Genomic DNA, 23,843 nt, shown 5'->3' on the forward strand with positions numbered 1-23,843 from the left:
GAGGTGACTCCGCTCGCCGGAGGCGGTCCTTCGAAAAGGAGCGCATCGCGGCGCAACGGGGTGGGAGCTCGCTCAGCGAGCGAGCAGCCCCTTTGCGTCGTGTCTAAGCGACGTCGAAGGGCCGTCTCCGGCACCCCTTGCGACAGTTACTCGCCGAGTACTTCGAGCGCCTCGAGCCATTCGAGCTCGAGGGCTTCGCGGTCTGCGGAGAGGTCCTTGAGCTTCTTGTTGAGGTCCGCAAGCTGGCCGACGGCGGAGGGGTCCGCGGAGGCCGTGGTCATCTGGGCGTGGATCTTTTCTTCCTGCTGGGTGATTTTGCCCAGCTGCCGTTCGATGCGGTTCTTGGCCTTGCGGGCGTCGCGCTTCTCGGCTTCCGAGGCTCCGGAGACGGCCTGTGCGGGGGCGGAACTGGCGGACGTGACCGGGTTTCCGCCGCCGGTGACCGTGGAACCGGCGAGGGCGGATTCGCGGAGTTCGAGGTACTGGTCCACGCCGCGCGGCAGGGCACGGATCTTGCCGTCGCCCAGCAGGGCCATCTGGTGGTCCGTGACGCGCTCCAGCAGGTAGCGGTCGTGGCTGACCACGACGAGGGTGCCGGGCCAGCCGTCGAGGACGTCTTCGACGGCGGCGAGGGTATCGGTGTCGAGGTCGTTGGTCGGTTCGTCCAGCATCAGCACGTTCGGCTCCCCCACCAGCAGGCGCAGGAGCTGGAGGCGGCGGCGTTCGCCACCGGAGAGGTCCTTGACCGGGGTCCACTGCTTCTCGTTGGTGAAGCCGAGCTGCTCCACGAGCTGGCCGGCGGTGAATTCCTTGCCGCCGACGTTGAAGGAGCGCTTTTCGCGCTCGATCACTTCGATCACGCGCAGGTCCGAGACGTCGTCGAGTTCCTTGACTTCCTGGGTGAGGACCGCGGTGACCACCGTCTTGCCGCGTTTGACCTTCCCGGAGGTGGGCTGGATCTCGCCGTTGAGGAGCTTCAGCAGGGTGGTCTTGCCGGCGCCGTTTACGCCCACGAGTCCCAGCCGTTCGCCCGGCGCGAGGCGGAGGGTGATGTTGTCGAACAGCTTCTGGCCGGCGTCGCCGCCCAGGAAATCCAGCGACACGTGTTCAAGGTCCAGGACGTCCTTGCCCAGGCGCGCCGTGGCCATCTTGCTCAGCGCCGTGGAGTCACGCGGTTCAGGCACGTCCGCGATGAGGGCGTTGGCGGCCTCGATCCGGAACTTGGGCTTGGCCGTGCGGGCGGGGGCGCCGCGGCGCAGCCAGGCCAGTTCCTTCTTCACGAGCTGCTGGCGCTTGCTTTCCACCACGGATGCGGAGCGGTCGCGTTCGGCGCGGGCCAGCACGTAGGCTGCGTAGCCGCCGTCGAACGGGTCCATGATGCCGTCGTGGATTTCCCACGTCTTGGTGCAGACTTCGTCGAGGAACCAGCGGTCGTGGGTGACCACCAGGAAGGCGCCCTGGTTGGCGCGCCAGCGGGTCTTGAGGTGCCTGGACAGCCACGCGACGCCTTCGACGTCGAGGTGGTTGGTGGGCTCATCGAGCATGATGACGTCGTGGTCCTCGATCAGCAGCTTGGCCAGCGCAACGCGCCGTTTCTGGCCGCCGGACAGGGCGTGGACGTTGGCGTGCCAGTCGACGTCGGACACCAGCCCGCCCATGACTTCGCGGATCTGGGGATTGCGGGCCCATTCGTAGTCGGCCTGGTCACCGACGATCGCCGCACCGACGGTAAGGTCGCCGTCGAGCACGTCGCTTTGGTCCAGGTAGCCGATGTTGACGTCCCCGCGCTTGGTGACCCGGCCGGAATCAGGCGTGGACCGCAGCGCAAGCAGGCGCATCAGCGTGGACTTGCCGTCGCCGTTCCGGCCCACCATGCCGATCCGGTCGCCCTCCTCGAGTCCGAGGGTTACGCCATCGAGAACGGTGCGGGTTGCGTACGAGACCGTAAGGTTCTCGCCGCCGAGCAGGTGTGCCACGTGGAACTGCTTTCTTCTGCAAACGGGGGATCTGAAAGTTGGAAGGTATTAAAGGAGGGTATCGGAGATGATGCGGGCGCCGGGCACCGGGCCATGGACGGCAATCGCGCTGAGGCCCTTATGCTGCAGCTCCTCGGCGAGTCCTTCTGCGGCCTCGGGATTGTGGGCCAGCAGGGCAACCGTGGGGCCGGAGCCGGAGACGATCCCGGCAATGGCACCGGATGACTCGCCAAGGCCCAAGGTGTCCCGGAGGCTCGGGGCAAGTTCGATGGATGCCCGTTGGAGGTCGTTGACGAGCACCCTGCTCAGGGCGTCGGCGTCCCCGCTCCGCAGTGCCTGCAGGATCTGCGGGTCCACCGCCGTGGGCTCCGCGACGTCCAGCCCCTCGGCGTCGCGCAGCCTGTCCAGCGTCCGGAAAACTTCCGGGGTGGGGAGCCCGAAATCGGCGGTGACCAGGACCCAGTCCATCTGCGCCCTGGCCAGGGCCGGCGACAGATCATCGCCCACACCCAGGCCCACTGCCGTCCCGCCGAGCAGCGCAAACGGCACGTCCGCCCCGAGCTCGGCGGCGAGATGGGCCAGTTCGTCCCGGGACAGTCCGCTGTTCCACAACGCATCGCAGGCCAGCAGGGTGGCGGCGGCGTCCGCCGATCCCCCGCCCATGCCGCCGGCCACCGGCACGCGCTTGGTGATTTCCAGGTGCACGCCGGTGGAGTGTTCCGAAACATCAGCCATGATGGCGGCCGCCTTGTAGGCGAGGTTGCGCTCATCGAGCGGGATATCCACGCCGTCGAGGTCCAGGGTGCTGGCGGGACTGATACTGACGGTGATGCCGTCACCGTCGGTGCTCGTGGCAGCCACTTCCTCGTATAGCGAGACGGCCAGGTACACACTGGCCACCGAATGGTAGCCGTCCGGACGCAGAGGACCCACATCCAGTGAGACGTTCACTTTGCCCGGAGCCTTGACCCGGACAGTCCTTGCCGCAAAGCGCCCTCTCACTGCGTTCATGAGTCCAAGCTAGGGCATGGTGGTGCCGGGCTCCAAGAAGGCCCGGGCGCGGCGGCGTCGTCCGGGGACACTGTTACAGAGGACACCGTTGGCCGGGCCGCCGATGCCGGGGTCCGGCTTCGGCGCATCAGGCGCCCGCGGCCTGGCGGGCTTCGGCGATCCTGGCGAACGCTGCGATGTCGATGACTTCGCCGCGTGCGGTGGGGTCCACCCCCGCTGCGACGAGGCAGCGCTCCGCTTCGGCAGCGCTCCCCGCCCATCCTGCGAGGGCGGCGCGGAGCGTCTTCCGGCGCTGGGCAAAGGCGGCGTCGATCACGGCGAAAACCTGCTCGCGGGTGGCTGTGGTGACCGGCGGTTCGCGGCGCGTGAAGGCCACAAGTCCCGACTGGATCTTCGGTGCCGGCCAGAACACGTTCATTCCGATGACGCCGGCCTTGCGCATGCTGCTGTACCACGCGGCCTTGACCGAGGGCACGCCGTAGATCTTGGAGCCGGGGCCGGCGGCGAGCCGGTCCGCCACTTCGTCCTGCACCATGACCAGGCCGTGCCGGATCGCCGGGAAGTGCTGCAGGAGGTGGAGGACCACGGGCACGGCCACGTTGTAGGGCAGGTTTGCCACGAGGGCTGTGGGTTCCGCCGGGAGTTCCGTGACTTTCATGGCGTCGGCACGCACCAGATGGAATTCCCCGGCGGCGTCGGGCCGCCACTGCCGGACAGTTTCCGGGAGCTTGGCCGCCAGGACGGGATCAATCTCGACGGCGACCACGGACTTCGCGGCGTCCAGCAGGCCGAGAGTCAGGGAACCGAGGCCGGGTCCGATTTCCAGGACGGTTTCCTCCGCGCCGATACCGGCAGCGGCCACGATCCGGCGGATGGTGTTGCCGTCGATCACGAAGTTCTGGCCGAGGGTCTTGGTGGGGCGGACGCCGATTTCCTCGGCCAGCCTGCGGATATCGGAGGCGCCAAATAGGGGGGCTGGCGCAGTACCGGAGGCGGAGGGAGTCGGGTCAGTCACCTAGGTATCCTATCCCGGCGCCCGGCCGCGCCTGGAAACGGCGGGCACGGCGGCGGCACGGCAAAGGCCGGGCCCGGAGGTTCCGGACCCGGCCTTTCGCGGATCCGCAGCTGTGGTCAGCTGCCGCGGCGCCGGATGGCTTAAAGGTTTCTGGTTAGCTGCTTGCTGCCCAGCCGCAGCCCCACGGCGAAAGGCCGCGCTCTGCGTAGACCCGGTTGGCGATGTCGATCTGCTGCGCCTTCGTGGCCAGGCTGGCGTTGGGGGCGTAGGCTCCGCCGCCGGCGCCGATCCAGGTCTGAATGTCGAACTGGAGGCCGCCGTAGTAGCCGTTGCCGTTGTTGATGGACCAGTTCCCGGTCGATTCGCACTGCGCGATCTTGTCCCACATGGCCACGTTCATCATGGCCGGGGCCGCTGCTCCGGTGTTGGCCGCTTCCGGCTTCGGCTCTTCCTTGGTGCCCACGGTGACCTTCTCGGTGACCGGCTCCCGGGTGGCCGTGGTGGAGACCAGTGTCCGGGAGGCTTCGCGGCCGTCAACGAGCACCAGCTTGTACGTCTTGGTGACCGCGCCCGGGACGCCGGGCTGGGTGACCTTCTGCTCGCCCTTGGCCAGCTGGGCGCTGTCCGTGCTCAGCCTGTCGAACGGAACTTCCTCGGTGGTGGTTGCGGTCTTGCCCGTCTCAACACGGGAAACCTTGATCACCATATTGTTGACCACCGGCGCGTTCGCCGGCTGCGAGGACCGGTCTGCCGCTGCCAGTTTCACGCCGGCGTCCTTGAGTACTTCTCCGACGTTGGGTGCCGTCGTGGTGGTCTTGGCTGCCTTGCCGTCGGCGATGATGCTCACCGTCTTGGGGGTCGAGATGGCCACGAATGATCCATCGACGGCCAGCTGGGCGTCCTTCGGCACGGAAATCTCGGAGGCGCTGGCCACGCCAAGCTGCGTCACGAGCCCGGCCACGTCCGGTGCCGTGGTGCTGACGGTCTTTTCCGCCCCGTCGAGGCTCACCTTCACGGCCTTGGCCAGGTTCACGTTGATGACGGAGCCGTTCTCGACGCGGGCGTCCGCCGACGGCCAGACGCGGTCGGCTGCCTGGAGCTCAACCTTGGCGCTCTTGACCACCTGGCCCACTGTGCCGCCGAACGTCTGGACGGAGCTGACTTTGCCGTCAACATTCAGGGTGACTGTCTTGTTGTTGCCCACGAAGGCGACGAGCCCGAGCACGAGTGCCGCGAGCACCACCATCTGGGTGCCGACCTTGACGAAACTGAACTTGCCGTCCGACTTGAAGAAGTTGACCACGATTGCCCGTAACTGTTGAGCTGTCCGGGCACGGGGAAAAACGCACAGAGGCACCTGAGGCAATCACCCTAGGGTGGACTCCGGGCCATCCCGGAGCCTGCAGCAGGCATGTGCGCCGCCACACTCACATGGCAGGACATCCGAAGGCGCCCTGCCTGAAAGAAGTGAGTGACATCATCCGGAGGCCTTCCCCGACCCCGGCTAATAGTTTTTCACTGTAACCGAAGCGTTATAAAGCCACCAAAATTATTGCCTACCTGGTATGCACGCCAGCGGGGCGGCGAGCCGTGCCTCTTAGTCCCAGGATCCGTAGGCCCGCACGGTATTACGGCTGATTGCGGTGCACAGACCGGCGAGGTCCGCCCCTGTCAATTCGGCCACGGCCCGGACGGTGTAAGGCACCATGTAACTCGCGTTGGGCCGGCCGCGGTGCGGATGCGGCGTCAGGAACGGGGAGTCTGTTTCCACGAGCACCAGTTCCGGGTCCGCCACGGCCAGTGCCGCACGGAGGTTGGCGGCATTCTTGAAGGTGAGCGTGCCGGCGAACGACATGAACCAGCCTTCGGCGTTGCAGATCCGGGCGAGGTCCGCATCGCCCGAAAAACAGTGGAACACCACCCGTGCCGGCGCGCCCTCCTCCCGCAGGACCTGTACTACGTCACTGTGGGCGTCGCGGTCATGGATCTGAAGGGTCAGGTCCAGCCGTTTCGCGATGTCGATGTGCCGCCGGAAGGAGTACCGCTGGTGGGCCAGCCCGTCCCCCTCGGTGCGGAAGAAGTCCAGGCCGGTTTCGCCGATGGCGCGGATCCGGGGGTGGCCGGCCAGATCTTCGATTTCGGTCAGGGCTGCCTCCAGCTCACCGCGCTGGGCGTAGGCAGGTGCATCGTTCGGGTGGATTGCCACCGCTCCGAGCAGCCGGGCATCCGCATCAACCGCCCGCACCGTGAACCTGGACGATTCGAGGTCGCAGCCAACCTGGACTGCGCCGCACACGCCCACGGCCTCCGCGGCGTCCAGCGCAGCGGCAACCTCCACGCGGACGTCGTCGCCAGGGAAATCGAGGTGCGTGTGGTTGTCCATCACGGGCACCGGCAGGGGCTCGGGCGCCGGCGGGTAGGTTTGCTTGCCAGACCCGTCGCTTCCGGTCGCGCGATAGGGGCTGGGGGGCAAGGAATGGCGCATCCCTCCAGCCTAGCGGCGGGAGCTTGGCCTCTTGGAACTGGCCGCAGAATTACTTGGAACTCTCTGTTAGCCACGGCAGTTGTCTTAGTACGCTGGTACGGAAAGATGTGAACGCCCGCCAACGGGCATCGGCAGACTTCCGCCGCACCGTTCCGGGCGTCACTCAGGGCTGAAAGGTTGCCGATGGAACCGCACCGACGCACCGCGATCGACGAAGTGATCCAAGGCGGGCACGGCTTCGCAGGGGGCGCTGCCCACAGCGGACACCAGCTCAACGGCCACAAGCCGGCCGCGCTGGATGCCGTGGCGTTCCGCGCCGCGAGCGAACGCATCCTGACAGCCATCAACACGGTCATCGACGGCAAGGCTGAGGCCGCGAAGCTGGCGCTCACGGTCCTGCTTGCCCAAGGCCACCTGCTCCTCGAGGACGTGCCCGGCGTGGGTAAGACGCTCCTCGCCAAGACCCTGGCCCGAACCATCGACTGTTCCGTCAGCCGCATCCAGTTCACGCCTGACCTGCTTCCCTCCGACGTCACTGGCGTTTCCATCTACAACCAGTCCTCGCGCCAGTTCGAGTTCAGGCCCGGCGCCGTGTTCGCGAACATCGTGATCGGAGACGAAATCAACCGCGCCTCCGCAAAGACGCAGTCCGCCCTGCTCGAATGCATGGAGGAGCACCAGGTGACGGTGGATGGGCACTCCTACGGACTCGCCGCGCCGTTCATGGTGGTGGCCACACAGAACCCGATCGAGATGGAGGGGACCTACCCGCTGCCGGAAGCGCAGCGGGACCGTTTCATGGCCCGTATCTCCATGGGCTATCCGGACAAAGAGTCCGAGATCCAGATGCTGGAGACCCACCAGGCCACCTCGCCGCTGGAGCGCGTCACGGCAGTGGTCACCTCGGCAGACGTGGCGGCAATGATCGCCACGGTTCAGCAGGTCTTCGTCTCTGAATCCGTCAAGGAGTACACAGTCGCCGTAGGCCGGGCAACCCGGGACAGCGCCATGCTCCGCCTCGGCGCCAGCCCCCGTTCCATGCTGCAGCTGCTCCGTGCGGCCAAGGCAACAGCGGCGCTGGACGGCAGGGACTTCGTCCTGCCGGACGACGTCGTTGCCGTTGCCGAATCGGTGCTGGCGCACCGGATCATCCTGGACCGCAAGGCGGCCAGCACCGGTGAGACCCCGCAGAGCGTCATCCGCGGGGTCCTGGCCAAGCTGCCCGTCAGCCAGGACATGGCCGACTCCGCCAAAGCCCACCGGCAGGCGGCAGGCTCCGGAGAGCCGGGATCCCGCTCGGGGCGGCCGGCAGCCGAACTGCGTCCTAGCCGCTAGCCGGGATCGCCGCCGTGGCACTGCTGGACAGCCTCCCCCGCCATCTCTTCAGCACTCGCGGCTGGGGCCTGCTGGCCGCCGGGGTGATTTCGCTGCTCTGCGCCCAGGTCATGGGCCGCCGGGACCTCCTGCTGCTCGGCGTGCTGCTGACCCTCCTGCCGCTGATTTCGCTGGCCGGCATCAGGGTGGTCAAGCCCAGGTTCCGGGTATACCGCGAGTTCAGCCCCTCGACGGTCGAAACGGCCTCCATCACCACCGTCCGGCTGGCCGTGGCCCGGACCGGGACCGGCGTGGGCAGGGTCATCATGGAGGAACGCCTGCCGCCGAGATTCGGCGAATCTCCGGCGTTCCGTTTCCCCGCCCGGTCCGCCTCGGGCGGTACCAGCCGTTACGAGTACCACCTGCGTTCCGGAAAACGGGGGCAGTTCACCATCGGCCCCGTGACGGCGGAGTTCACGGATCCGTTCGGGCTTTCGCTGCACAGGCACTCCATCGACGACGGCGACACGCTCACCGTGACGCCGGCCGCCGTCGAACTTCCCGCGACGGGACTGGCCGGCGCCCGCGGAAACGACGGCATCACGGCGACCCGCACGCGGGCCAATCCCAGCGATGACGACGTCATGACGCGCGAGTACAGGCATGGCGACCCGATGCGCCGGGTGCACTGGCCGGCCACAGCCCGCCACGGCGCCCTGATGGTCAGGCAGGAGGAATCGGTCACCACGCCTGAGGCCACGATCATCCTGGACCAGCGCTTCATCTCCTTTGCCACGGGCTTCGGCGCGGTCTTCGGCAGCGACGACGGCGACGACCTTGTCACGAGTGACACCTTCGAATGGGCCGTGACGGCGGCCATGTCCGTCAGCGCGCACCTCGCCGAACGCAACTACTCCCTCAGGTTCCTTGACGCGGCGGGCGATCCCGCCTTTCACCGCTCGCAGTCCGCGCCGGAACCTGACGCAGAAGAGTACAGCGGCGCCGGCGGCCTGCAGTCCGTAGCCGAAAGCCTCGCCGCCATCCAGTTATCCGGTCCGCACCACATGCGCCGCGAGCACGACGCTGCCCGCCGCGAGCACACCGGCTTGGACTCCGGCCAGTCCGTTTTCGACGACCGGCTCATGGACAAGCTCGCGGCACACCGAATGCGCGGACCCGTCGTGGCTGTCCTGGGCAAAATCTCCTTAGATGTGTATAAGAGACAGCCCGTGCCCTGGCGCCGGCGGCGGGTTATGCGGCGAACGCGTTCGCCTTGGTGGTCGCCGACAGGCCCGCCGAGTGCCACGACGTCCTCGAGGCCCTGCGCCTCGGCGGCTGGCGTGCTGTGGCGGTGGAGGCGGCCACGTCGCTGCCCGCAGCCTGGACGTACTTCAGATGTGTATAAGAGACAGCTGGACGGCCTCGGCCGACGTCCGGCGCGGTGCGGGGGTGGCCCGGTGACGCTCACGCCCCAGCGCCAGGTCAGCGCCGAAGCACGGCCGCCCTGGACGGAACCTCCCCGCCCCAAACGCAGCGGCGTCGGCGCCTACCCCTGGGTCATGGCGGGCGCCGTTGCGCTCGCCGTCTGCGGCGCAGCACTGTCCCTCAACGGTGTTCTCCGGGGATGGGCGTGGTTCTTGCCGGTTCTCACCACCGTCCTGGTGGTGTCCCTGGCGATGGCTGTCCTGCGCACCGTCCGGGCGCAGCCGGTGCTGGTGCCCTTGGGTGGCCTGGCATCGCTGGTGCTCATCCTGACGTTCACCTTCTTCCGCCGGGAAAGCATTGCGGGGTTCATTCCTTCCGACACGACCATGGCCGCTCTGGGCCGGCTTCTCCAGCGCGCCAGCGAAACCGTGCTGGCTGAAAGCTCTCCGGTGGCACCGAACGCCGGCATCGTCCTGGTCACGTGCGCCGCGCTGGGCCTCGTCGTCATCCTTGTGGACGCTTTGGCCCTGCCCCTGGGCATGCCCGCCACGAGCGGCCTGGGCCTCTTGGCCGTCCTGATGGTGCCCGCCATCATCAAGCCGCAGAGCGTGGGGCTGGCGGGATTCCTGGGGACGGCGGCCGGGTACCTCGCCATTCTCGCGTGCAGCCAGTGGTTCGCTCCCGATGCGCGCACCCAGGCGGACACCGCCCGGAACCCCGGACAGGTCAAACGCGCCGCCCTCACCGGATCCGTGGCCCTGGTGGCAGCCCTGCTGTTGCAGCTCGTCATCCCGGGCTTTGACCAGGGCACCTTCCCCCAGGGGTCACGGCTGAACCCCTGGGGCTCCTCCAACGGGCTGAATCCCATGATCAGCCTCGGGAACAGCCTGCGCAGCCCGTCAGGTGACGGCCGCATCACCTATGCCACGAATGCCACCGCGCCGCTGTATCTGCGCTCCGTCACGGTGGACCGGTTCGACGGCGAGTCCTGGTCGCCGGACGACCGCGATTCAACCCGCCGGGCGGGTGCCGGGCGGATGGACGTGGGGCACGAGATTCTCGCTCCGGAGCAGGTCCGGCAAATAACGGCGATCAACACCGGGGATTTCACCAGCCCCTACCTCCCCGCGCCCTACGCGCCGGAAGCCGTCAACGGGCTCACGGGCCGGTGGAGCTGGGACCCCGCCACGCTGACCATCAAAGGCACCGACACCAACTCCAGGAACCAGCAGTACCTCGTCGTGTCCTCCACCCCCAAGCTGACCACGGAGCTGCTGAACGAGTCCTCCGCGCCGGTCCAGGGGGTTCCGGACGAGTTCCTCAGGCCACCGGCCAACCTGCCGGAAATTGTCCGCACCACTGCCGATGCCGTGACCCGAAACAGCGCGACGGCCTACGCAAAGGCGATGGCAATCCAGCGGTACCTGCGTGCCGGTGACTTCACCTATTCACTGGAATCACCGGTCCAGGGCGGCTATGACGGCAACGGGCTGTCTGTGCTGGCCGATTTCCTGACCCAGAAGAGCGGATACTGCATCCACTTCGCCTCGGCCATGGCCGTGATGGCCCGGGTCGAGGGCATCCCCAGCAGGATCGCCGTGGGCTACGCGCCCGGCCGGCTGACCGGGGAAACGGTGTCCGTCGCGGGCCAGGGCGCGCTCCCCGAGTTCGAGGTCGATGCCAGGGATGCCCACGCGTGGCCGGAGCTGTACTTCCAGGGCCTGGGCTGGGTTCAGTTCGAGCCCACACCCTCACGTGGCGTGGTGCCGCCTTATGCCCAGGATCCCTCCTCCGGAGGCGCCAGCACGAATGACGGGAACAACGACGGCCTCCTGCCGACCGGCGGGGCAACACCGCCGGCTGCCCCGGAAACGCCGCCTCTCCCCCTGCCGGGAGCGGGCGAAGCCGACACCGGAAGCCAGCTGGCGCCTCTGCTCTTCGGCGCTGCCGCGGCTCTGGTGCTGGTCTTGGTTGCCGCTGTCTCTTATACACATCTAGATGTGTACGCAGCAGCATCCGCGCCCGGCGCCTCCGGAGGCCGGCCGCCGCGAGGAACGGCCGGGACGCGGTGCCGCTCGCCTGGGCAGAGTTGCTGGACCTGGCCGAGGATTACGGCGTGCCGCCGGCGGCCAGTGAAACACCCAGGAGTTTTTGTGCGCGGCTCCGCGGCTCGTCGGCCCTCGACCGGGACGACGGCCGGAAACCGGAAGGTGCCGCATCCGCCGGGACCGTGGACGCCGGGACTCCCGGCTCCGGGGCCACCGACGCCGGGGCCGTCGACGCCGGGCACCGCGCGGTGATCACCCTGACGGGAGACTTCGAGCGGCACCAGTATGGCGGCCCGGTAACGGGCATGCTGGCTCGGCCGGCGAGGGCCGCCAAACCACGGCGGAACAAACACCGGCGCAACAGATCGCCCTGGTGCGGGAGGCACTGCGCCGCAACGCAGGAGTGATGTCGCGGCTCCGCGCGGACTGGCTGCCGCCGTCGGTGATGTCCCGCTGGGCTCGGATCGCCGGAGCGCCCTTCCGCGCGGTGCGCGGTGTGGCTGCCCGAAGCAGGGCCTGTCTCTTATACACATCTAGATGTGTATAAGAGACAGGCGTACGGCGGTTGCGCGAAGGCTAGCCGGCGTAGGGGTCGGCGATGCCGATGTACTGGGTGTAAAGGTACTCCTCGATGCCTTCGAGTCCGCCTTCACGTCCCAGCCCGGACTGCTTGACGCCGCCGAACGGCGCAGCCGCGTTGGAGACGACGCCCGCGTTCAGGCCGAGCATGCCGGTTTCGAGGCGCTCGCCCATCCGGATACCGCGGTTGAGGTCCCTCGTGAAGACGTAGGCCACCAGGCCGTATTCGGTGTTGTTGGCCAGGCGGACGGCCTCGTCCTCGGAGGAGAACGTGATGATCGGCGCGACGGGTCCGAAGATTTCCTCGGACAGGATCCGGGTGCCCTCGGTGACGCCCTTGAGGATCGTGGGCTGGTAGAAGTAGCCCGGCCCGTCCACGGGAGCTCCGCCGACAACGGCGGTGGCGCCGGAGGCGAGGGCATCGCTGACCAGCTCGTGAACCTTGTCCCGGCTCTTGGCGTCGATCAGCGGGCCCACCTTGGACTCGGGCTCGGTGCCGCGGGCGGTGGTCATGTCCGCCATCTTGGCCGCGAACTTCTCGGCAAACTCGTCGGCAACGGATTCGTGCACGATGAACCGGTTCGCAGCGGTGCAGGCCTCGCCCATGTTGCGCAGTTTCGCGATCATGGCACCGGCGACGGCGGCATCGACATCGGCGTCCTCGAACACGACAAACGGGGCATTGCCGCCAAGTTCCATCGAGGTCCGCAGGACATTCTCCGAGGCGTCGGACAGGAGGCGTCGGCCCACCTCGGTGGAGCCGGTGAAGGACAGTTTGCGCAGCCGGGCGTCCTTGATCAGCGGCCCCGTGGTGGCACCGGCGGTGGACGTGGGGATGACGTTGAGGACACCGGCGGGCAGGCCGGCTTCCAGCATGACGGCGGCGAACAACTGGGAGGTCAGCGGAGTGAGGTTGGCGGACTTGAGCACCATGGTGCAGCCGGCGGCCACGGCAGGGGCCACCTTGCGCGTGGCCATGGCCAGCGGGAAGTTCCACGGCGTGATCAGCAGCGAGGGTCCAACGGGCTTCTTCTGCACGAGCAGGCGGGTCTTGCCCTCCGGCGAGACCGAGTAGCGGCCGAAAGCCCGGACTGATTCCTCGGAGAACCAGCGCAGGAATTCAGCACCGTAGGTGACCTCGCCGCGGGCCTCGGCCAGCGGTTTGCCCATCTCCAGGGTCATGAGCAGTGCGAAGTCCTCCGCGCGCTCGGTGACCAGCTCAAATGCCCGGCGCAGGATCTCGCCGCGCTCGCGCGCGGGCACCTTGGCCCAGGAATCCTGCGCGGCCGCGGCGGCATCAAGGGCGGCCATCCCGTCTTCGGCGGAGGCATCGGCGATGCTCAGCAGCACTTTGCCGGTTGAGGGGTCTTCGACGTCGAAGGTTTTGCCTGACGCCGCCGGACGCCACTCACCATTGATGAGCAGGCCGGTGGGAACAGATGCGAGCAGTTCGCTTTCACGTTCTGCGGTAACAGTGGACTGTGTATTTACAGACACGGTGACTCCCTCGTCAGCAATTCGGGTTGCGGGTTTGTGTGCAGCTCCGGCATCCGGCATCTGGCCGCGTGCGGCCCTGCCGGAACCTTGGCCGGTTTAAAGCCACGCTACTGCCCGCGTCTCGCCAGTGTCTACGCATGCACGCACTACACATACGGTCATCCGCTGTGCAACTGCACAGCCCGGCCCCCGCCCGAAACCGGGCGGGAAATTACCTGGCAGCGAGCACCGCGGCATAGAGCTCGCGCTTGCTGACGCGGGCCTCTTCGGCCACGGCGGCCACGGCATCCTTGAGCCGGATGCCCTGCGAAACCAGTTCATTGACGGCCGCCACGCTATCCTCCGGTGTCCCGGGGGCCCGTTCCGGCGCGCCTCCCACGACGACGGCGATCTCCCCCCGGACCTCGCTGCTTTCCGCCCACTGCAGAAGTTCGCGCAGGGAGCCGCGGATGACCTCCTCATAAGTCTTGGTCAGCTCACGGCAGACCGCCGCCTTACGGTCCGGCCCGAAGCGCTCGTGCAGCGCCCGCAGCATGACCTCGAGCCGGTGCGGCGCCTCGAAGAAGACCATGGTGCGGCGCTCGGCGTCGAGATCCGCCAGCCGCGACGCGCGTTCACCGGCCTTCCGCGGCAGGAATCCCTCGAAGCAGAAGCGGTCCGTGGGAAGTCCGGAGAGTGCCAGTGCCGTGAGCACGGCGGAGGGTCCGGGAACGGCCGTGACAGTGAGCCCCGCGGCTACTGCCCCTTCGACGAGCCGGAAGCCGGGATCGGAAACCGAAGGCATCCCGGCGTCGGTGACCATGACCAGCGTTTTCCCTGTGCGGACCTGCTCCAGCAGCTCCGCTGTCTTGGTGGCTTCGTTGTGCTCGTGGTAGCTGATGACGCGGCCGGCGACGGTGACGTCCAGGCTCTGGACCAGCCGGTGCAGGCGCCTGGTGTCCTCGGCGGCGACGATGTCAGCGGAGGACAGCAGCTCGATGAGCCGCGCGGACGCGTCGCCGACGTTGCCGATGGGCGTGGCCGCCAGGACAATTCGTCCGGGACCGCCGGCGGTGACGTCCTGCCCCGAGCTTGCAGGCGGTTCGGAACTGCTGGTCTGGGCATTGCTCGGGTCTTGGTCCACAGGTCCAGCCTACTGCCGGCCGGAACCTTCAGCGGGCACATAGCCGGGCGTCAGCTGACCGTGGGGGGCGAAAGGTAGCATGGGCAGGTGACACAGACCTCCGTGCGGCCTGACGTGGCCGGATCAGCCAGCACACCGGATTCAGCCTCGGAACCTTCGGGCGGCAAGCCGGGAGGGGTCCGCTGGATCAGCCGCCCCACGGAAGCGTTCACCGCTGAAGCCCTTACCCTTCGGCTGCTCGGCGGCATCCGCACCTGGCGGGACTACCCGCCGTCGCTCAGGCTCTGGTTCTGGCTGGTTCCAGCCCTGACCGCCGCCGTGGGCGGTGTCCTCCGGTTCGTCCGCCTGGACGTCCCCCGCGCCCTGGTGTTCGACGAAACGTACTACGTCAAGGACGCCTACTCCCTGCTGGTGAGCGGCTATGAGCGGAACTGGCCGGAGAAGGCGAACGACTCGTTCATCGCAGGCAATCCCGGCGTGCTCCTGAACACGCCCGAGTACGTGGTCCACCCTCCCGTGGGCAAATGGATGATCGCCGCCGGCATGTGGCTATTCGGACCGGACAATCCGGTGGGCTGGCGCTTTGGAGCGGCGCTGACGGGAACGCTGTCCATCGCGCTGCTCGCCCTGATCGCCCAGAAGCTCTTCAGTTCCGTCATTCTGGGGGCGCTGGCGGGGCTGCTGCTGGCCGTTGACGGGCATCACCTGGTGATGTCACGCACGTCGTTGCTGGATATCTTCCTGACGTTCTGGATCCTGGCCGCCTTCGGGGCGCTGCTGATGGACCGCGACGACGGCCGGCGCCCTGTCTCTTATACACAGGCTCGCCCGGCAGGCAGCCGCCACCCCGGCCGGGCGTCCGTCGCCCCTCCAGCTGCTGTCCGGCCCCTGTCTCTTATACACATCTAGATGTGTATAAGAGACAGGCCTGGGCCTGGCCGTGGGAACCAAGTGGTCGGGCCTCTTCTTCGTGGCGGGGTTCGGTCTCCTGACGGTCTTCTGGGACCTGAGTGCCCGCCGGATCGCCGGCATCCGCGGCTGGACCAGCGCCGGCATCATCAAGGACGGCATCCTGGCGTTCGCGAGCATCGTCCCCGTGGCCGCGGTGACGTACGCCGCCACCTGGACCGGGTGGTTCCGGTCCACGGATGCCTACTACCGGCAATGGGCCGCCTCGAATCCGAGCGCGGTATGGGGCTGGCTGCCGGACGCGGTCCGGTCCCTGGCGCACTACCACCTTGAGGCCTTCAAGTTCCATCAGGGGCTCAGCTCCGAACACCCGTACGAGGCCAGCGCCTGGAGCTGGCTTGTCATGGGCAGGCCCACGTCCTTCTTCTATGAATCCCCGAAGCAGGGCACGCCCGGCTGCGACTTTTCCAACTGCACGTCGGCCATCCTGTCCGTGGGGAACCCGCTGATCTGGTGGGGCGCGGCCGTCTCCCTGGTGGTCCTGCTGTTCTGGTGGGCGGGACGCCGCGACTGGCGGGCAGGTGCCATTCTGGCAGCCGTCGGGTCGGGGTACCTGCCCTGGTTCCTGTACCCGGAACGCACCATGTTCTTCTTCTACGCCGTTTCCTTTGAGCCGTACCTGATCCTCGCCCTGGTCTACTGCCTGGGCCTGGTGCTGGGGCGCAGGACAGACCCGCTGTGGCGCAGGCGGTCGGGGCTGTACGGCGTTGCCCTGTTTGTTGTGGGCGCCGTGCTGCTCTCGGCTTTCTTCTATCCGGTCTGGACAGCCGAGATCATTTCGTACCAGGACTGGCGCGTCAGGATGTGGATGCCCTCCTGGATCTGAGGCACGATCCGGATCTGACGCACGGGCCGGATCTGAGGCACAGGCCGGCGTACGCCGTCGCGGTTACAGCCGGGAGGGCTGGTCCGCACCGGCTTCGGCGTCTTCGTCCGTGCCGGCTTCTCCGGCGTCTTCCTTGCCGTCCTTCTTGACGGGCTTGGGCAATCCGCGGCGCCGGCGGGTCGGCCAGGTCAGAACCAGGGTCACGACGGCGGTGACCAGGACGAGTGCCGCGATGACGATGCCGGCGTCGATCCAGAACTGCCCCGGGAAGAGCCGGATCAGCGTGTCTTCCAGGGCAAACGTCCAGGAGCCGTTGGCGAAGAAGATGCGGTGGAATTCCGTGAAGAACTGCTGCCAGCCGAGCGCGGCCAGCGTGCCGAGGCCCAAGATGATGACCAGGGTGACGACGGAACCGGCGAACAGCCCGCGGCGGACGCCGCCTTGGGTGCGGCGGCGCAGGTAAATGACAGCCGCGATGCTGATGAGCGCCAGGAGTGCTCCGGCGCCGAAAGTCGAGAGGATCACGAGCTTGACGTCGGCCATGTGGCTAACTTCGCCGTCCTTGAACAGCTTGTCGCCGCTGCGGTTGACCAGTTCGCCCAAGTAGCGCGGGCCCGACCAGTTGCTCAGGTAGTCCACGGCGTAGGAACCGTAGGTCATGCGGTCGTCGGCGTTGAAGCCATAGCCATCGCCCGGGAAACCCGGCCGGTGGTACTCGACCCACAGGAAGAGCGGGCTGGTCACGGCGCGCACGGCCAGGACAAGGAGGATCACCGGGTAGAAGACTGCCAACAGGACCTGCAGGATCCGCGGCAGCACCGGCTTGGCGTTCGCTGCCTGTTCGCGTTCGGCGTTGCGTCGCTCCACGTCCTCGCGCGGCGGACGCATCTGGAGCGCGGAGGTGGGCAGGGGAGATGTGTATAAGAGACAGGCGCCGCGGGCGGGGGACGGTGGACGCTGCGGCATCTGCTGGCCCAGCGGCGTCTCTTATACACATCTAGATGTGTATAAGAGACAGTGTCCGCAGCAGCCGCTACCGCCGCCTTGCGGTCCGCGCGGCTGCCGGGCTGGGCGGCGGAATCGCCGTCCTCAGAGGGGCGCTCCGTGCCTGCGGCGGTCTCCCGCGGTGCGGGTGCCGGCTTCATCCAGTCAAACGCAGGCGCATCGGAATCGCCGGCAGGATCAATGGCCGGCTCATTGGCCGGATCCAGCTGCGGATCGAGCCGTCTGGACGGGGTCGGAGTATTGTCGTTCACTGCAGCTTCACTTCCGTAGGCGTCCGCGCTCCGGGTCGGGCCCAGGCAGCGCTGTGTATCTCCTGAAGAGCCTACCGTCAGGCGCTCCGGCACCGCGAGATGCCACCCCGCGTCCCGCGGGAATCACGCGGCTATTTCTCCGTAGCCGGCGTCTTGGGCGTCAAGGTCGCCCCTCGCCCCGGCCCGGTATGCCCTGCCGCCGCAGACGAGTATGTATAGCCAGAAGGCGACCAGCACGGCCCCGCCAATGCTGATCTTCCCCCACACCGGCAGGTCGCTGGGCGTAACGAAGCCCTCCACCAGTCCCGACACCAACAGCACCAGGACCAGTCCCAGGGCCACGGTAATCATGGAACGCCCCTCAGCGGCCACGGCGCGGGACCTGGTCCGCGGACCCGGCGACACCATCGCCCAGAAGATCCTCAGTCCCGCGGCACATGCCACGAAGACCGCCGTCAGTTCCATCAGTCCGTGCGGCAGGATGTAGCTGAAGAAGACGTCCGCCTTTCCCACCGCGGCGAAGATGCCGGCAGCCACTCCCACCCCCTGCGCATTGGAAAGCAGGATCATGGGGACCCAGAATCCGGTGATGCCCAGAGCCACCGCCTGCGCACTGATCCAGGCGTTGTTGGTCCACACAGCCCCTGCGAACGAGGCGGCCGGGTTCTCCGAGTAGTAGTCGATGAAGTCCTCCTCCACATACCGCCGGACCTCGTCCTCCGACGCAACGGCCCGCAGGGCCTCGGGGGACGTTCCGATCCACCAGGCATATGCGCAGCCGATGATGCAGAACACGATTCCGCAGGCAAGCGTCAGCCAGCGGATTCGGAACAAGGCGGCGGGCAGGGAGACGACGAAGAACTTCGCAAGGTCCGCCAGGAAATTCGACCGTGCGCCGGTGAATCGCGTGCGCGCCTGCGCAAGCGTGGCCGATAGCGACGCCGAGAGACCGCTTTCTGCGCCGGTGGACCGCAGCAGGGACAGGTGTGCGGAAGTCGCCTGGTAGAGGCGCAAGAGTTCGTCGGCGTCAGCGCCGCTGAGACGCCGCTTGTGCGCGAGGAAATGCAGTCTCGACCACGTGTCCGAGTTGACGGCGGAGAAGGCATCCATGTCCACGCCACTACCCTAACCTGCCGCGAACTAGACTTTAGGCGACCGCTAGGCCGCACGAGGTAAGGGGCACGAATTGAGTCCACTCATCACAGGCGAGGCAGTTGTCCTTGAACTGCGCCCGGCGTCCTTTGCGGCCCGCGCCATGGGGCTGCTGCTTGACGTCCTGGCGCATACCGCATTGCTGGTGGGGATCCTGCTGGCAGTGGCCGCCGCGGGCGATGAATTGGACCAGGCTGCCGTGCAGGCGCTCATCCTGGTCAGCGTGGTGTTCTGTCTCGTCATTGTTCCTGCGGCCGTGGAAACTCTGACCCGGGGCCTTTCGCTCGGAAAGCTGGCCGCCGGGATGCGGATCGTGCGGGACGACGGCGGGGCGATCCGCTTCCGCCACGCGGTCATCCGGGCATTGATTGGCTTCCTGGAGATCTACCTGACGTTCGGCGGAATCGCGATTGTCGTTGCCCTGTTCGATGACAGGTCGCGGCGGCTCGGCGACATTGTGGCCGGAACATATTCGCTGCGCCGACGCGTCCCGGTGGAGCCGCCGGTCGTGGCGGTCACCCCGCGGTATCTTCACGCCTGGGCGGCCGCGGCGGACATTGGCCGGATCCCGGATGCCCTGGGCCGCCGCGCGGCACAGTTCGTCCGGCAGGCACCACGGATGTCTCCGCTGTCACGCAGCGGAATGGCAGCGTCCCTTGCATCGGAAGTGGCCGCCTTCGTGGCCCCGGCTCCGCCGTCCGGCACGACTCCCGACGATTACCTTGCGGCGGTCCTTGCCGAGCGCCGCAGCCGCGAGCTCCGGCGCCTCGAGCAAGCCAGGAAACAGAGCGGCAGGATCGGCGAACGCCTCCACCGCCTCCCCTTCAGCGCCGGCCGGGACACCCCCGCGGGCTAACGTTTGGCGTACTGCGCCCAGGGGATGTTCCAGTCACCGTAGCCTTCGAGCGGCTCGACGGCCGCCGCGCCGGTGTTGAGGACCTGGACCACGTCCCCTGTCTTCATGTTGTTGAAGAACCACACGGCGTCCGCGGGCAGCAGCCCCACGCAGCCGTGCGACACGTTGGAGACCCCCACGTAGCTCCACGCAGACTCAAGGGCCTGGTGGACGTAGACACCGGACCACGTGAGCCTGTTGGCGTACTCCACGGTGAGCGGCGGGTAGTAGCCTTTGTCCCCCGGCTTGAGGCCGATGCTGCCGGCGTTGAACTTGGAACGCCGTTCCTGCTGCAGGATGACGGCGTAACCCGTGGGTGACCGCCATTCGGGATTGCCCAGAGTGACGGGAGCAGTCTTGACGAGCTTGCCGTCGAAATAGACCTTCATGGTCTTGGTGATGTCGTCCACGACCGCCAGGCGCTGCGTGCCGACCTTGAACTGCACCTTGGCATTGAAGTTGCCGATCATCTTGTTGCCGAAGTCGACGCCGAAGAGCTTCATGTCCAGGCTGACCCGGCTGTTGGACGCCCAGAACTTCTCTGGCCGGATGCGGGCGCGCTGGTCCGAGTACCAGTGCCAGGCCACGGGCTGCTTGGAGGAAACGGTGATCTTCACTGCCTTCTCCACGGCGGCCTTGTTGGCCACAGGTTCGCTGAAGACGATGTCGATGGGCTGCCCCGCCCCGACGGTGGAGCCGTTCTCCGGATAGACGGCGGCGTCCGCCTCGTTGGCGCTTTCAACCGTGTGGAAGGTCTGGCTCCTCTTGGTTTCCCGGCCCGCCTCATCCACGATCGTGAAACTGTAGCAGTAGGCCGTGTTGAAGAGCAGCGGGTCCAGGGTGGTCCACGTGCTGCCGTCGGCACTCACCGTGCCCTTGACCGGCGCTCCGCCCGAAGTGGGCGCCAGCACCACGTCCTTGACGAGTCCGTTTACGGCCTTCACCGATGGTGCCACCGCCGGGTTGACGCCCTTGGCGCCGTCCGTGGGCGTGACACCCAGTTCGACGGCCTTGACCACGGGGGCGGCCAGTCCGGGCTCATTGCGGACGGGCGTGGAAGCCTCGGATTCGGGCGCGGGGTTTGCCCAGCCCGGCGCGGTGGCGACACCGATTCCTCCTGCGGCAACCGCAGCGCAGAGCGCCACGACGGCGAGGATCTTGCCGATCTTCCGCGTGTTCTTATCCGTCATGACAGATTCTCCATGTCCCCCGCCGGGCCGCCCGTCGGCGTCCGTCCGTGTGCCCAGCAGTAACGCTGACCAGTCAATTTTATCGCACGGCAGGGCAACACCCCGCCCGGGCCATGCGGGCGGGGGCATGGCACACCCGGCGCCGCCCTCCGGGGCGTCCGGTGCCAGCGCCTAGTAGCGGTAGTGCTCGGGCTTGTACGGACCGGCCACGTCCACGTCGAGGTAGTCAGCCTGGTCCTTGGACAGCCCGGTCAGTTCTACGCCCAGCGCACCGAGGTGCAGCCGGGCCACCTTCTCGTCGAGGATCTTCGGCAGGACATAGACCTGGTTGTCGTATTCCCTCGCGCCCGCAGGCTGGTCCTTCTTCGTGAACAGCTCGATCTGGGCGATCGTCTGGTTCGCGAAGGAGTTGCTCATGACGAACGACGGGTGGCCGGTCGCGTTGCCCAGGTTCAGGAGCCGTCCCTCGGAGAGGACGATGATGGACCGTGCTTCGGCGCCGTCCGCGGCGTCGCCTTCGAAGACCCATTCGTGGACCTGGGGCTTGATTTCGACCTTCCTGATGCCGGGAACCCGGCCGAGGCCCGCCATGTCGATCTCGTTGTCGAAGTGGCCGATGTTGCCCACGATGGCCTTGTTCTTCATCCCGACCATGTGCTCGGCCATGATGACGTCCTTGTTGCCCGTGGTGGTGATGAAGATGTCACCCTGCGCCAGAACAGTCTCAAGCTTTGCCACCTGGTAGCCGTCCATGGCCGCCTGCAGCGCACAGATGGGATCGATCTCGGTGACGATCACCCGGGCGCCCTGGCCGCGGAGCGCCTCGGCGGCGCCCTTTCCGACGTCGCCGTAACCGCAGACGACGGCGACCTTGCCGCCGATCAGGACGTCGGTGGCCCGGTTGAGGCCGTCCGGCAGCGAGTGACGGATCCCGTATTTGTTGTCGAACTTGCTCTTGGTCACGGAGTCGTTGACGTTGATGGCGGGGAAGAGCAGCTTGCCTTGCTCGGCCAGCTGGTAGAGGCGGTGCACGCCGGTGGTGGTTTCCTCGCTGACGCCGTGGATTCCTGCGGCGAGGCGTGTCCACTTCTTCGGGTCCTCGGCCAGGGTCCGGCGCAGGAGGTCAAGGACGATGCCGTATTCCTCGGGATCGTTGGCCCCGGCGGCCGGAACGGCGCCGGCAGCCTCGAACTCGACACCGCGGTGCACCAGCAGCGTGGCGTCGCCGCCGTCGTCGAGAATCATGTTCGGCCCCAGCTCGGGGTTCGTGTCGGCGCCCGGCCAGGTGAGGATCTGCTCGGCAGTCCACCAGTATTCCTCGAGGGTCTCGCCCTTCCAGGCGAAGACCGGAACACCCTGCGGGTCCTCGACGGTGCCCTTGCCGACCACGACGGCGGCCGCGGCCTCGTCCTGGGTGGAGAAGATGTTGCAGGATGCCCAGCGGACCTCGGCGCCGAGCGCGGTCAGGGTCTCGATGAGGACGGCCGTCTGCACGGTCATGTGCAGCGAACCCGCGATGCGTGCGCCCTTCAGCGGCTGGCTGGGCCCGAATTCCCGGCGCAGGGACATCAGTCCGGGCATTTCGTGCTCGGCGAGGCGGATCTGGTGGCGTCCGGCCTCGGCCAGGGAGATGTCGGCAACCTTGTAATCGAGAGTCATGGGAATCCTTTGCTGTATCCGGCGTCGTGGCTTCTGCGGTGCGGGCGGGAGTTTAGGCGGTGGGTGCGGCCGTCGCGGGGCCGTCGTGCTGGTCCGAACGGGCAGCGTTGGCCGCGGCGACGAGTTCGGGGGGAAGGAGCAGGGGAATGCCGTCTTCAATGGCGTAGCGCATCGGTTCGCCATTGTCTGCCGGGGCGGTTGAGACGAGCTCCTCGCCTTCCTGGGTCAGGGCCGATCCGGTGACCGGGCACCGCAGGACGGACAACAGTTCAGGACTGATCTTTGGCATGATGGTTGCTCCCTGCTGGGCGCGGCGCGCTGTGGCTGACGGATTTGCAGCTCCCAGCCTACCGCCAGTTCGGCGTCAGGACGGTTCGCGCAGGACACGCAGATGGCCCCGGCGGGCACCCTCCGTGCTGGCGGGCGCCTCGAGCGCTGAATGCGTGCCGCGCTGCCCTTGCGCAGGGGCTGTCCTGTCTCTTATACACATCTGGCCGGGAGGCCGCCTCGCGCACGGCGTCGGCCAGCGCCAGCAAGTCATCCGGGCCGGGCTGTGGCCGCTGCGACGGCATCGCTAGGCGCAGGACTTCCCAGCCCCGCGGCACGGTCAGGGAGCCGGCATGCTGCTCGCAGAGATCGTAACAATGCGGCTCCGCGTAGGTGGCCAGCGGTCCGAGGACCGCCGTGGAATCTGCGTAGACGTACGTCAAAGTTGCCACCGCGGACTGGCGGCAGGCTGACCTGGAACATTGACGGATAGCACCCACGACATCACAGACTACTCCGGGTGGGGATCGTTTTCCGACATTGACGGCGGCCCGCGCCGCGCCGGTGCCGCTCGGCGCGGATTATGTCGCGCAAATCATCCGCCGGGTTTAGAGTCTGTATATGCAGTCATCGCACCATGATTCGGGTTTTACGGTCCGGTTGGCTGACCCCGACGCTCCCCTAAACGCCACCGGCTCTGTTCCCGCGCGAAGCTTTGTGCAGCGCCGGCGCAACCGGCACGGACGCGGGCTCCGCGGCGAACTGATGCTGCCCACGCTGCCCGCTTACCGGACGCGCTCGGACCGGTTCGACGAATTCGTCATGGACTCCGCCCAGCGCCTCCACGACATCTGGGGCAAGCCGCTCGACGGCGTGCGGTTCGCCGTCGAGGAGATCCCGCCGAACCTGGAGCAGCTCGTGGCCGACAGATCGCCGGCCCCCCTTGGCTCCTACACGCCCGCCACCGAGGACGAGGGACCCGTCATTACGCTGTTCCGCAGGGTGGTTGAACAGGCGTGCCCGGTCCCGGAAGAACTTCAGGACCTCGTGCACGACGTTGTGGTCGAACACACTGCTGAAATGCTCGGCGTGGCGCCGGAGACCCTGGACCCTGTTTACCGCCGCCGCTACTGATTCGCGGCGGTAAACAGGGCCT

Annotated in this window: 18 protein-coding genes and 3 pseudogenes; 8 read left to right on the forward strand and 13 right to left on the reverse strand. The window is 67.4% G+C overall.

What is annotated here, in order from left to right:
• Positions 1-146 precede the first annotated feature (146 nt).
• The 5 genes from B1A87_RS12090 to B1A87_RS12110 form a co-directional block, all read right to left on the reverse strand.
• Positions 147-1,976 carry an ABC-F family ATP-binding cassette domain-containing protein gene (locus tag B1A87_RS12090; RefSeq protein ID WP_078030082.1) on the reverse strand — a complete coding sequence of 610 codons (1,830 nt, stop codon included), beginning with the start codon at positions 1,974-1,976 and terminating at the stop codon, positions 147-149.
• Positions 1,977-2,024: 48 nt separating this feature from the next.
• Entirely contained in the window at positions 2,025-2,987 is a 963-nt protein-coding gene (locus B1A87_RS12095) for a 4-(cytidine 5'-diphospho)-2-C-methyl-D-erythritol kinase (protein WP_078030083.1), read from the reverse strand.
• A gap of 127 nt (positions 2,988-3,114) precedes the next feature.
• Positions 3,115-4,002 (reverse strand): 16S rRNA (adenine(1518)-N(6)/adenine(1519)-N(6))-dimethyltransferase RsmA, encoded by an 888-nt coding sequence (gene rsmA, locus B1A87_RS12100; protein ID WP_078030084.1) that lies wholly within the window; start codon positions 4,000-4,002, stop codon positions 3,115-3,117.
• Positions 4,003-4,156: 154 nt separating this feature from the next.
• Positions 4,157-5,305, reverse strand: a complete 1,149-nt coding sequence (locus B1A87_RS12105; protein ID WP_078030085.1) for a resuscitation-promoting factor — start codon at positions 5,303-5,305, stop codon at positions 4,157-4,159.
• A gap of 294 nt (positions 5,306-5,599) precedes the next feature.
• The gene (locus B1A87_RS12110) at positions 5,600-6,487 is read right to left on the reverse strand and encodes a TatD family hydrolase (RefSeq protein WP_078030086.1); all 888 of its coding nucleotides are present in this window, start codon (positions 6,485-6,487) and stop codon (positions 5,600-5,602) included.
• Between the two features lie 183 nt (positions 6,488-6,670).
• On the opposite strand from B1A87_RS12110, the gene B1A87_RS12115 reads away from it, so the two are divergent.
• From B1A87_RS12115 to B1A87_RS23890, 5 genes and pseudogenes are all read left to right on the forward strand, one after another.
• Complete coding sequence (locus B1A87_RS12115; protein ID WP_078030087.1) at positions 6,671-7,822, forward strand: MoxR family ATPase; 1,152 nt, start codon at positions 6,671-6,673, stop codon at positions 7,820-7,822.
• Between the two features lie 14 nt (positions 7,823-7,836).
• Positions 7,837-9,262: pseudogene (locus tag B1A87_RS12120) on the forward strand (DUF58 domain-containing protein).
• 176 nt (positions 9,263-9,438) lie between these two features.
• Positions 9,439-10,911 (forward strand): annotated as a pseudogene (locus B1A87_RS23880) (DUF3488 and transglutaminase-like domain-containing protein); the annotation flags it as partial.
• A gap of 431 nt (positions 10,912-11,342) precedes the next feature.
• Complete coding sequence (locus B1A87_RS23885; protein ID WP_260680812.1) at positions 11,343-11,681, forward strand: hypothetical protein; 339 nt, start codon at positions 11,343-11,345, stop codon at positions 11,679-11,681.
• Positions 11,648-11,821 (forward strand): hypothetical protein, encoded by a 174-nt coding sequence (locus B1A87_RS23890; RefSeq protein WP_260681085.1) that lies wholly within the window; start codon positions 11,648-11,650, stop codon positions 11,819-11,821. The genes B1A87_RS23885 and B1A87_RS23890 overlap by 34 nt, the downstream gene beginning before the upstream one ends.
• A 29-nt stretch (positions 11,822-11,850) precedes the next feature.
• Here the strand turns inward: B1A87_RS23890 and B1A87_RS12130 are convergent, their stop codons facing one another.
• Entirely contained in the window at positions 11,851-13,410 is a 1,560-nt protein-coding gene (locus B1A87_RS12130) for an NAD-dependent succinate-semialdehyde dehydrogenase (protein WP_395940248.1), read from the reverse strand.
• 151 nt (positions 13,411-13,561) lie between these two features.
• Positions 13,562-14,383, reverse strand: coding sequence for a 16S rRNA (cytidine(1402)-2'-O)-methyltransferase (gene rsmI / locus B1A87_RS12135; RefSeq protein ID WP_260681049.1), 822 nt, complete (start codon positions 14,381-14,383; stop codon positions 13,562-13,564).
• A gap of 177 nt (positions 14,384-14,560) precedes the next feature.
• On the opposite strand from rsmI, the pseudogene B1A87_RS12140 reads away from it, so the two are divergent.
• Positions 14,561-16,268 (forward strand): annotated as a pseudogene (locus tag B1A87_RS12140) (dolichyl-phosphate-mannose--protein mannosyltransferase).
• Between the two features lie 63 nt (positions 16,269-16,331).
• On the opposite strand, the gene B1A87_RS12145 reads toward B1A87_RS12140, so the two are convergent.
• Positions 16,332-17,234, reverse strand: a complete 903-nt coding sequence (locus B1A87_RS12145; RefSeq protein WP_395940249.1) for a TIGR01906 family membrane protein — start codon at positions 17,232-17,234, stop codon at positions 16,332-16,334.
• Positions 17,235-17,647: 413 nt separating this feature from the next.
• A complete protein-coding gene (locus B1A87_RS12150; protein WP_185982309.1) occupies positions 17,648-18,640 on the reverse strand; it encodes a stage II sporulation protein M in 993 nt (330 codons plus the stop codon).
• A gap of 70 nt (positions 18,641-18,710) precedes the next feature.
• On the opposite strand from B1A87_RS12150, the gene B1A87_RS12155 reads away from it, so the two are divergent.
• A complete protein-coding gene (locus B1A87_RS12155; RefSeq protein WP_078030094.1) occupies positions 18,711-19,532 on the forward strand; it encodes an RDD family protein in 822 nt (273 codons plus the stop codon).
• On the opposite strand, the gene B1A87_RS12160 is transcribed toward B1A87_RS12155, so the two are convergent.
• The 4 genes from B1A87_RS12160 to B1A87_RS12175 form a co-directional block, all read right to left on the reverse strand.
• On the reverse strand, positions 19,529-20,761 hold the full coding sequence (locus tag B1A87_RS12160) for an Ig-like domain-containing protein (RefSeq protein WP_078030095.1): 1,233 nt from the start codon (positions 20,759-20,761) through the stop codon (positions 19,529-19,531). The genes B1A87_RS12155 and B1A87_RS12160 overlap by 4 nt on opposite strands.
• A gap of 171 nt (positions 20,762-20,932) precedes the next feature.
• On the reverse strand, positions 20,933-22,420 hold the full coding sequence (ahcY, locus tag B1A87_RS12165) for an adenosylhomocysteinase (RefSeq protein WP_078030096.1): 1,488 nt from the start codon (positions 22,418-22,420) through the stop codon (positions 20,933-20,935).
• A 52-nt stretch (positions 22,421-22,472) separates the two neighbouring features.
• The gene (locus B1A87_RS12170) at positions 22,473-22,709 is read right to left on the reverse strand and encodes a Trm112 family protein (protein WP_078030097.1); all 237 of its coding nucleotides are present in this window, start codon (positions 22,707-22,709) and stop codon (positions 22,473-22,475) included.
• Positions 22,710-22,767: 58 nt separating this feature from the next.
• Positions 22,768-23,139: a DUF3499 domain-containing protein gene (locus B1A87_RS12175; RefSeq protein WP_313902475.1), complete on the reverse strand. Its 372-nt coding sequence runs from the start codon at positions 23,137-23,139 to the stop codon at positions 22,768-22,770.
• A gap of 169 nt (positions 23,140-23,308) precedes the next feature.
• Between B1A87_RS12175 and B1A87_RS12180 the strand changes: the two genes are divergently transcribed.
• Complete coding sequence (locus B1A87_RS12180; RefSeq protein ID WP_078030099.1) at positions 23,309-23,821, forward strand: metallopeptidase family protein; 513 nt, start codon at positions 23,309-23,311, stop codon at positions 23,819-23,821.
• Positions 23,822-23,843 lie beyond the last annotated feature (22 nt).

The organism is Arthrobacter sp. KBS0703 (assembly GCF_002008315.2).
Taxonomy (GTDB): Bacteria; Actinomycetota; Actinomycetes; order Actinomycetales; family Micrococcaceae; genus Arthrobacter.

Coding starts and splice junctions, on each gene's coding strand:
- B1A87_RS12180 (WP_078030099.1), top strand. CDS start 23,309: ATGCAGTCATCGCACCATGATTCGGGTTTTACGGTCCGGTTGGCTGAC.
- B1A87_RS12130 (WP_395940248.1), bottom strand. CDS start 13,410: ATGCCGGATGCCGGAGCTGCACACAAACCCGCAACCCGAATTGCTGAC.
- B1A87_RS12160 (WP_078030095.1), bottom strand. CDS start 20,761: ATGACGGATAAGAACACGCGGAAGATCGGCAAGATCCTCGCCGTCGTG.
- B1A87_RS12145 (WP_395940249.1), bottom strand. CDS start 17,234: ATGCCGCAGCGTCCACCGTCCCCCGCCCGCGGCGCCTGTCTCTTATAC.
- ahcY (WP_078030096.1), bottom strand. CDS start 22,420: ATGACTCTCGATTACAAGGTTGCCGACATCTCCCTGGCCGAGGCCGGA.
- B1A87_RS12170 (WP_078030097.1), bottom strand. CDS start 22,709: ATGCCAAAGATCAGTCCTGAACTGTTGTCCGTCCTGCGGTGCCCGGTC.
- B1A87_RS12110 (WP_078030086.1), bottom strand. CDS start 6,487: ATGCGCCATTCCTTGCCCCCCAGCCCCTATCGCGCGACCGGAAGCGAC.
- B1A87_RS12115 (WP_078030087.1), top strand. CDS start 6,671: ATGGAACCGCACCGACGCACCGCGATCGACGAAGTGATCCAAGGCGGG.
- B1A87_RS12095 (WP_078030083.1), bottom strand. CDS start 2,987: ATGAACGCAGTGAGAGGGCGCTTTGCGGCAAGGACTGTCCGGGTCAAG.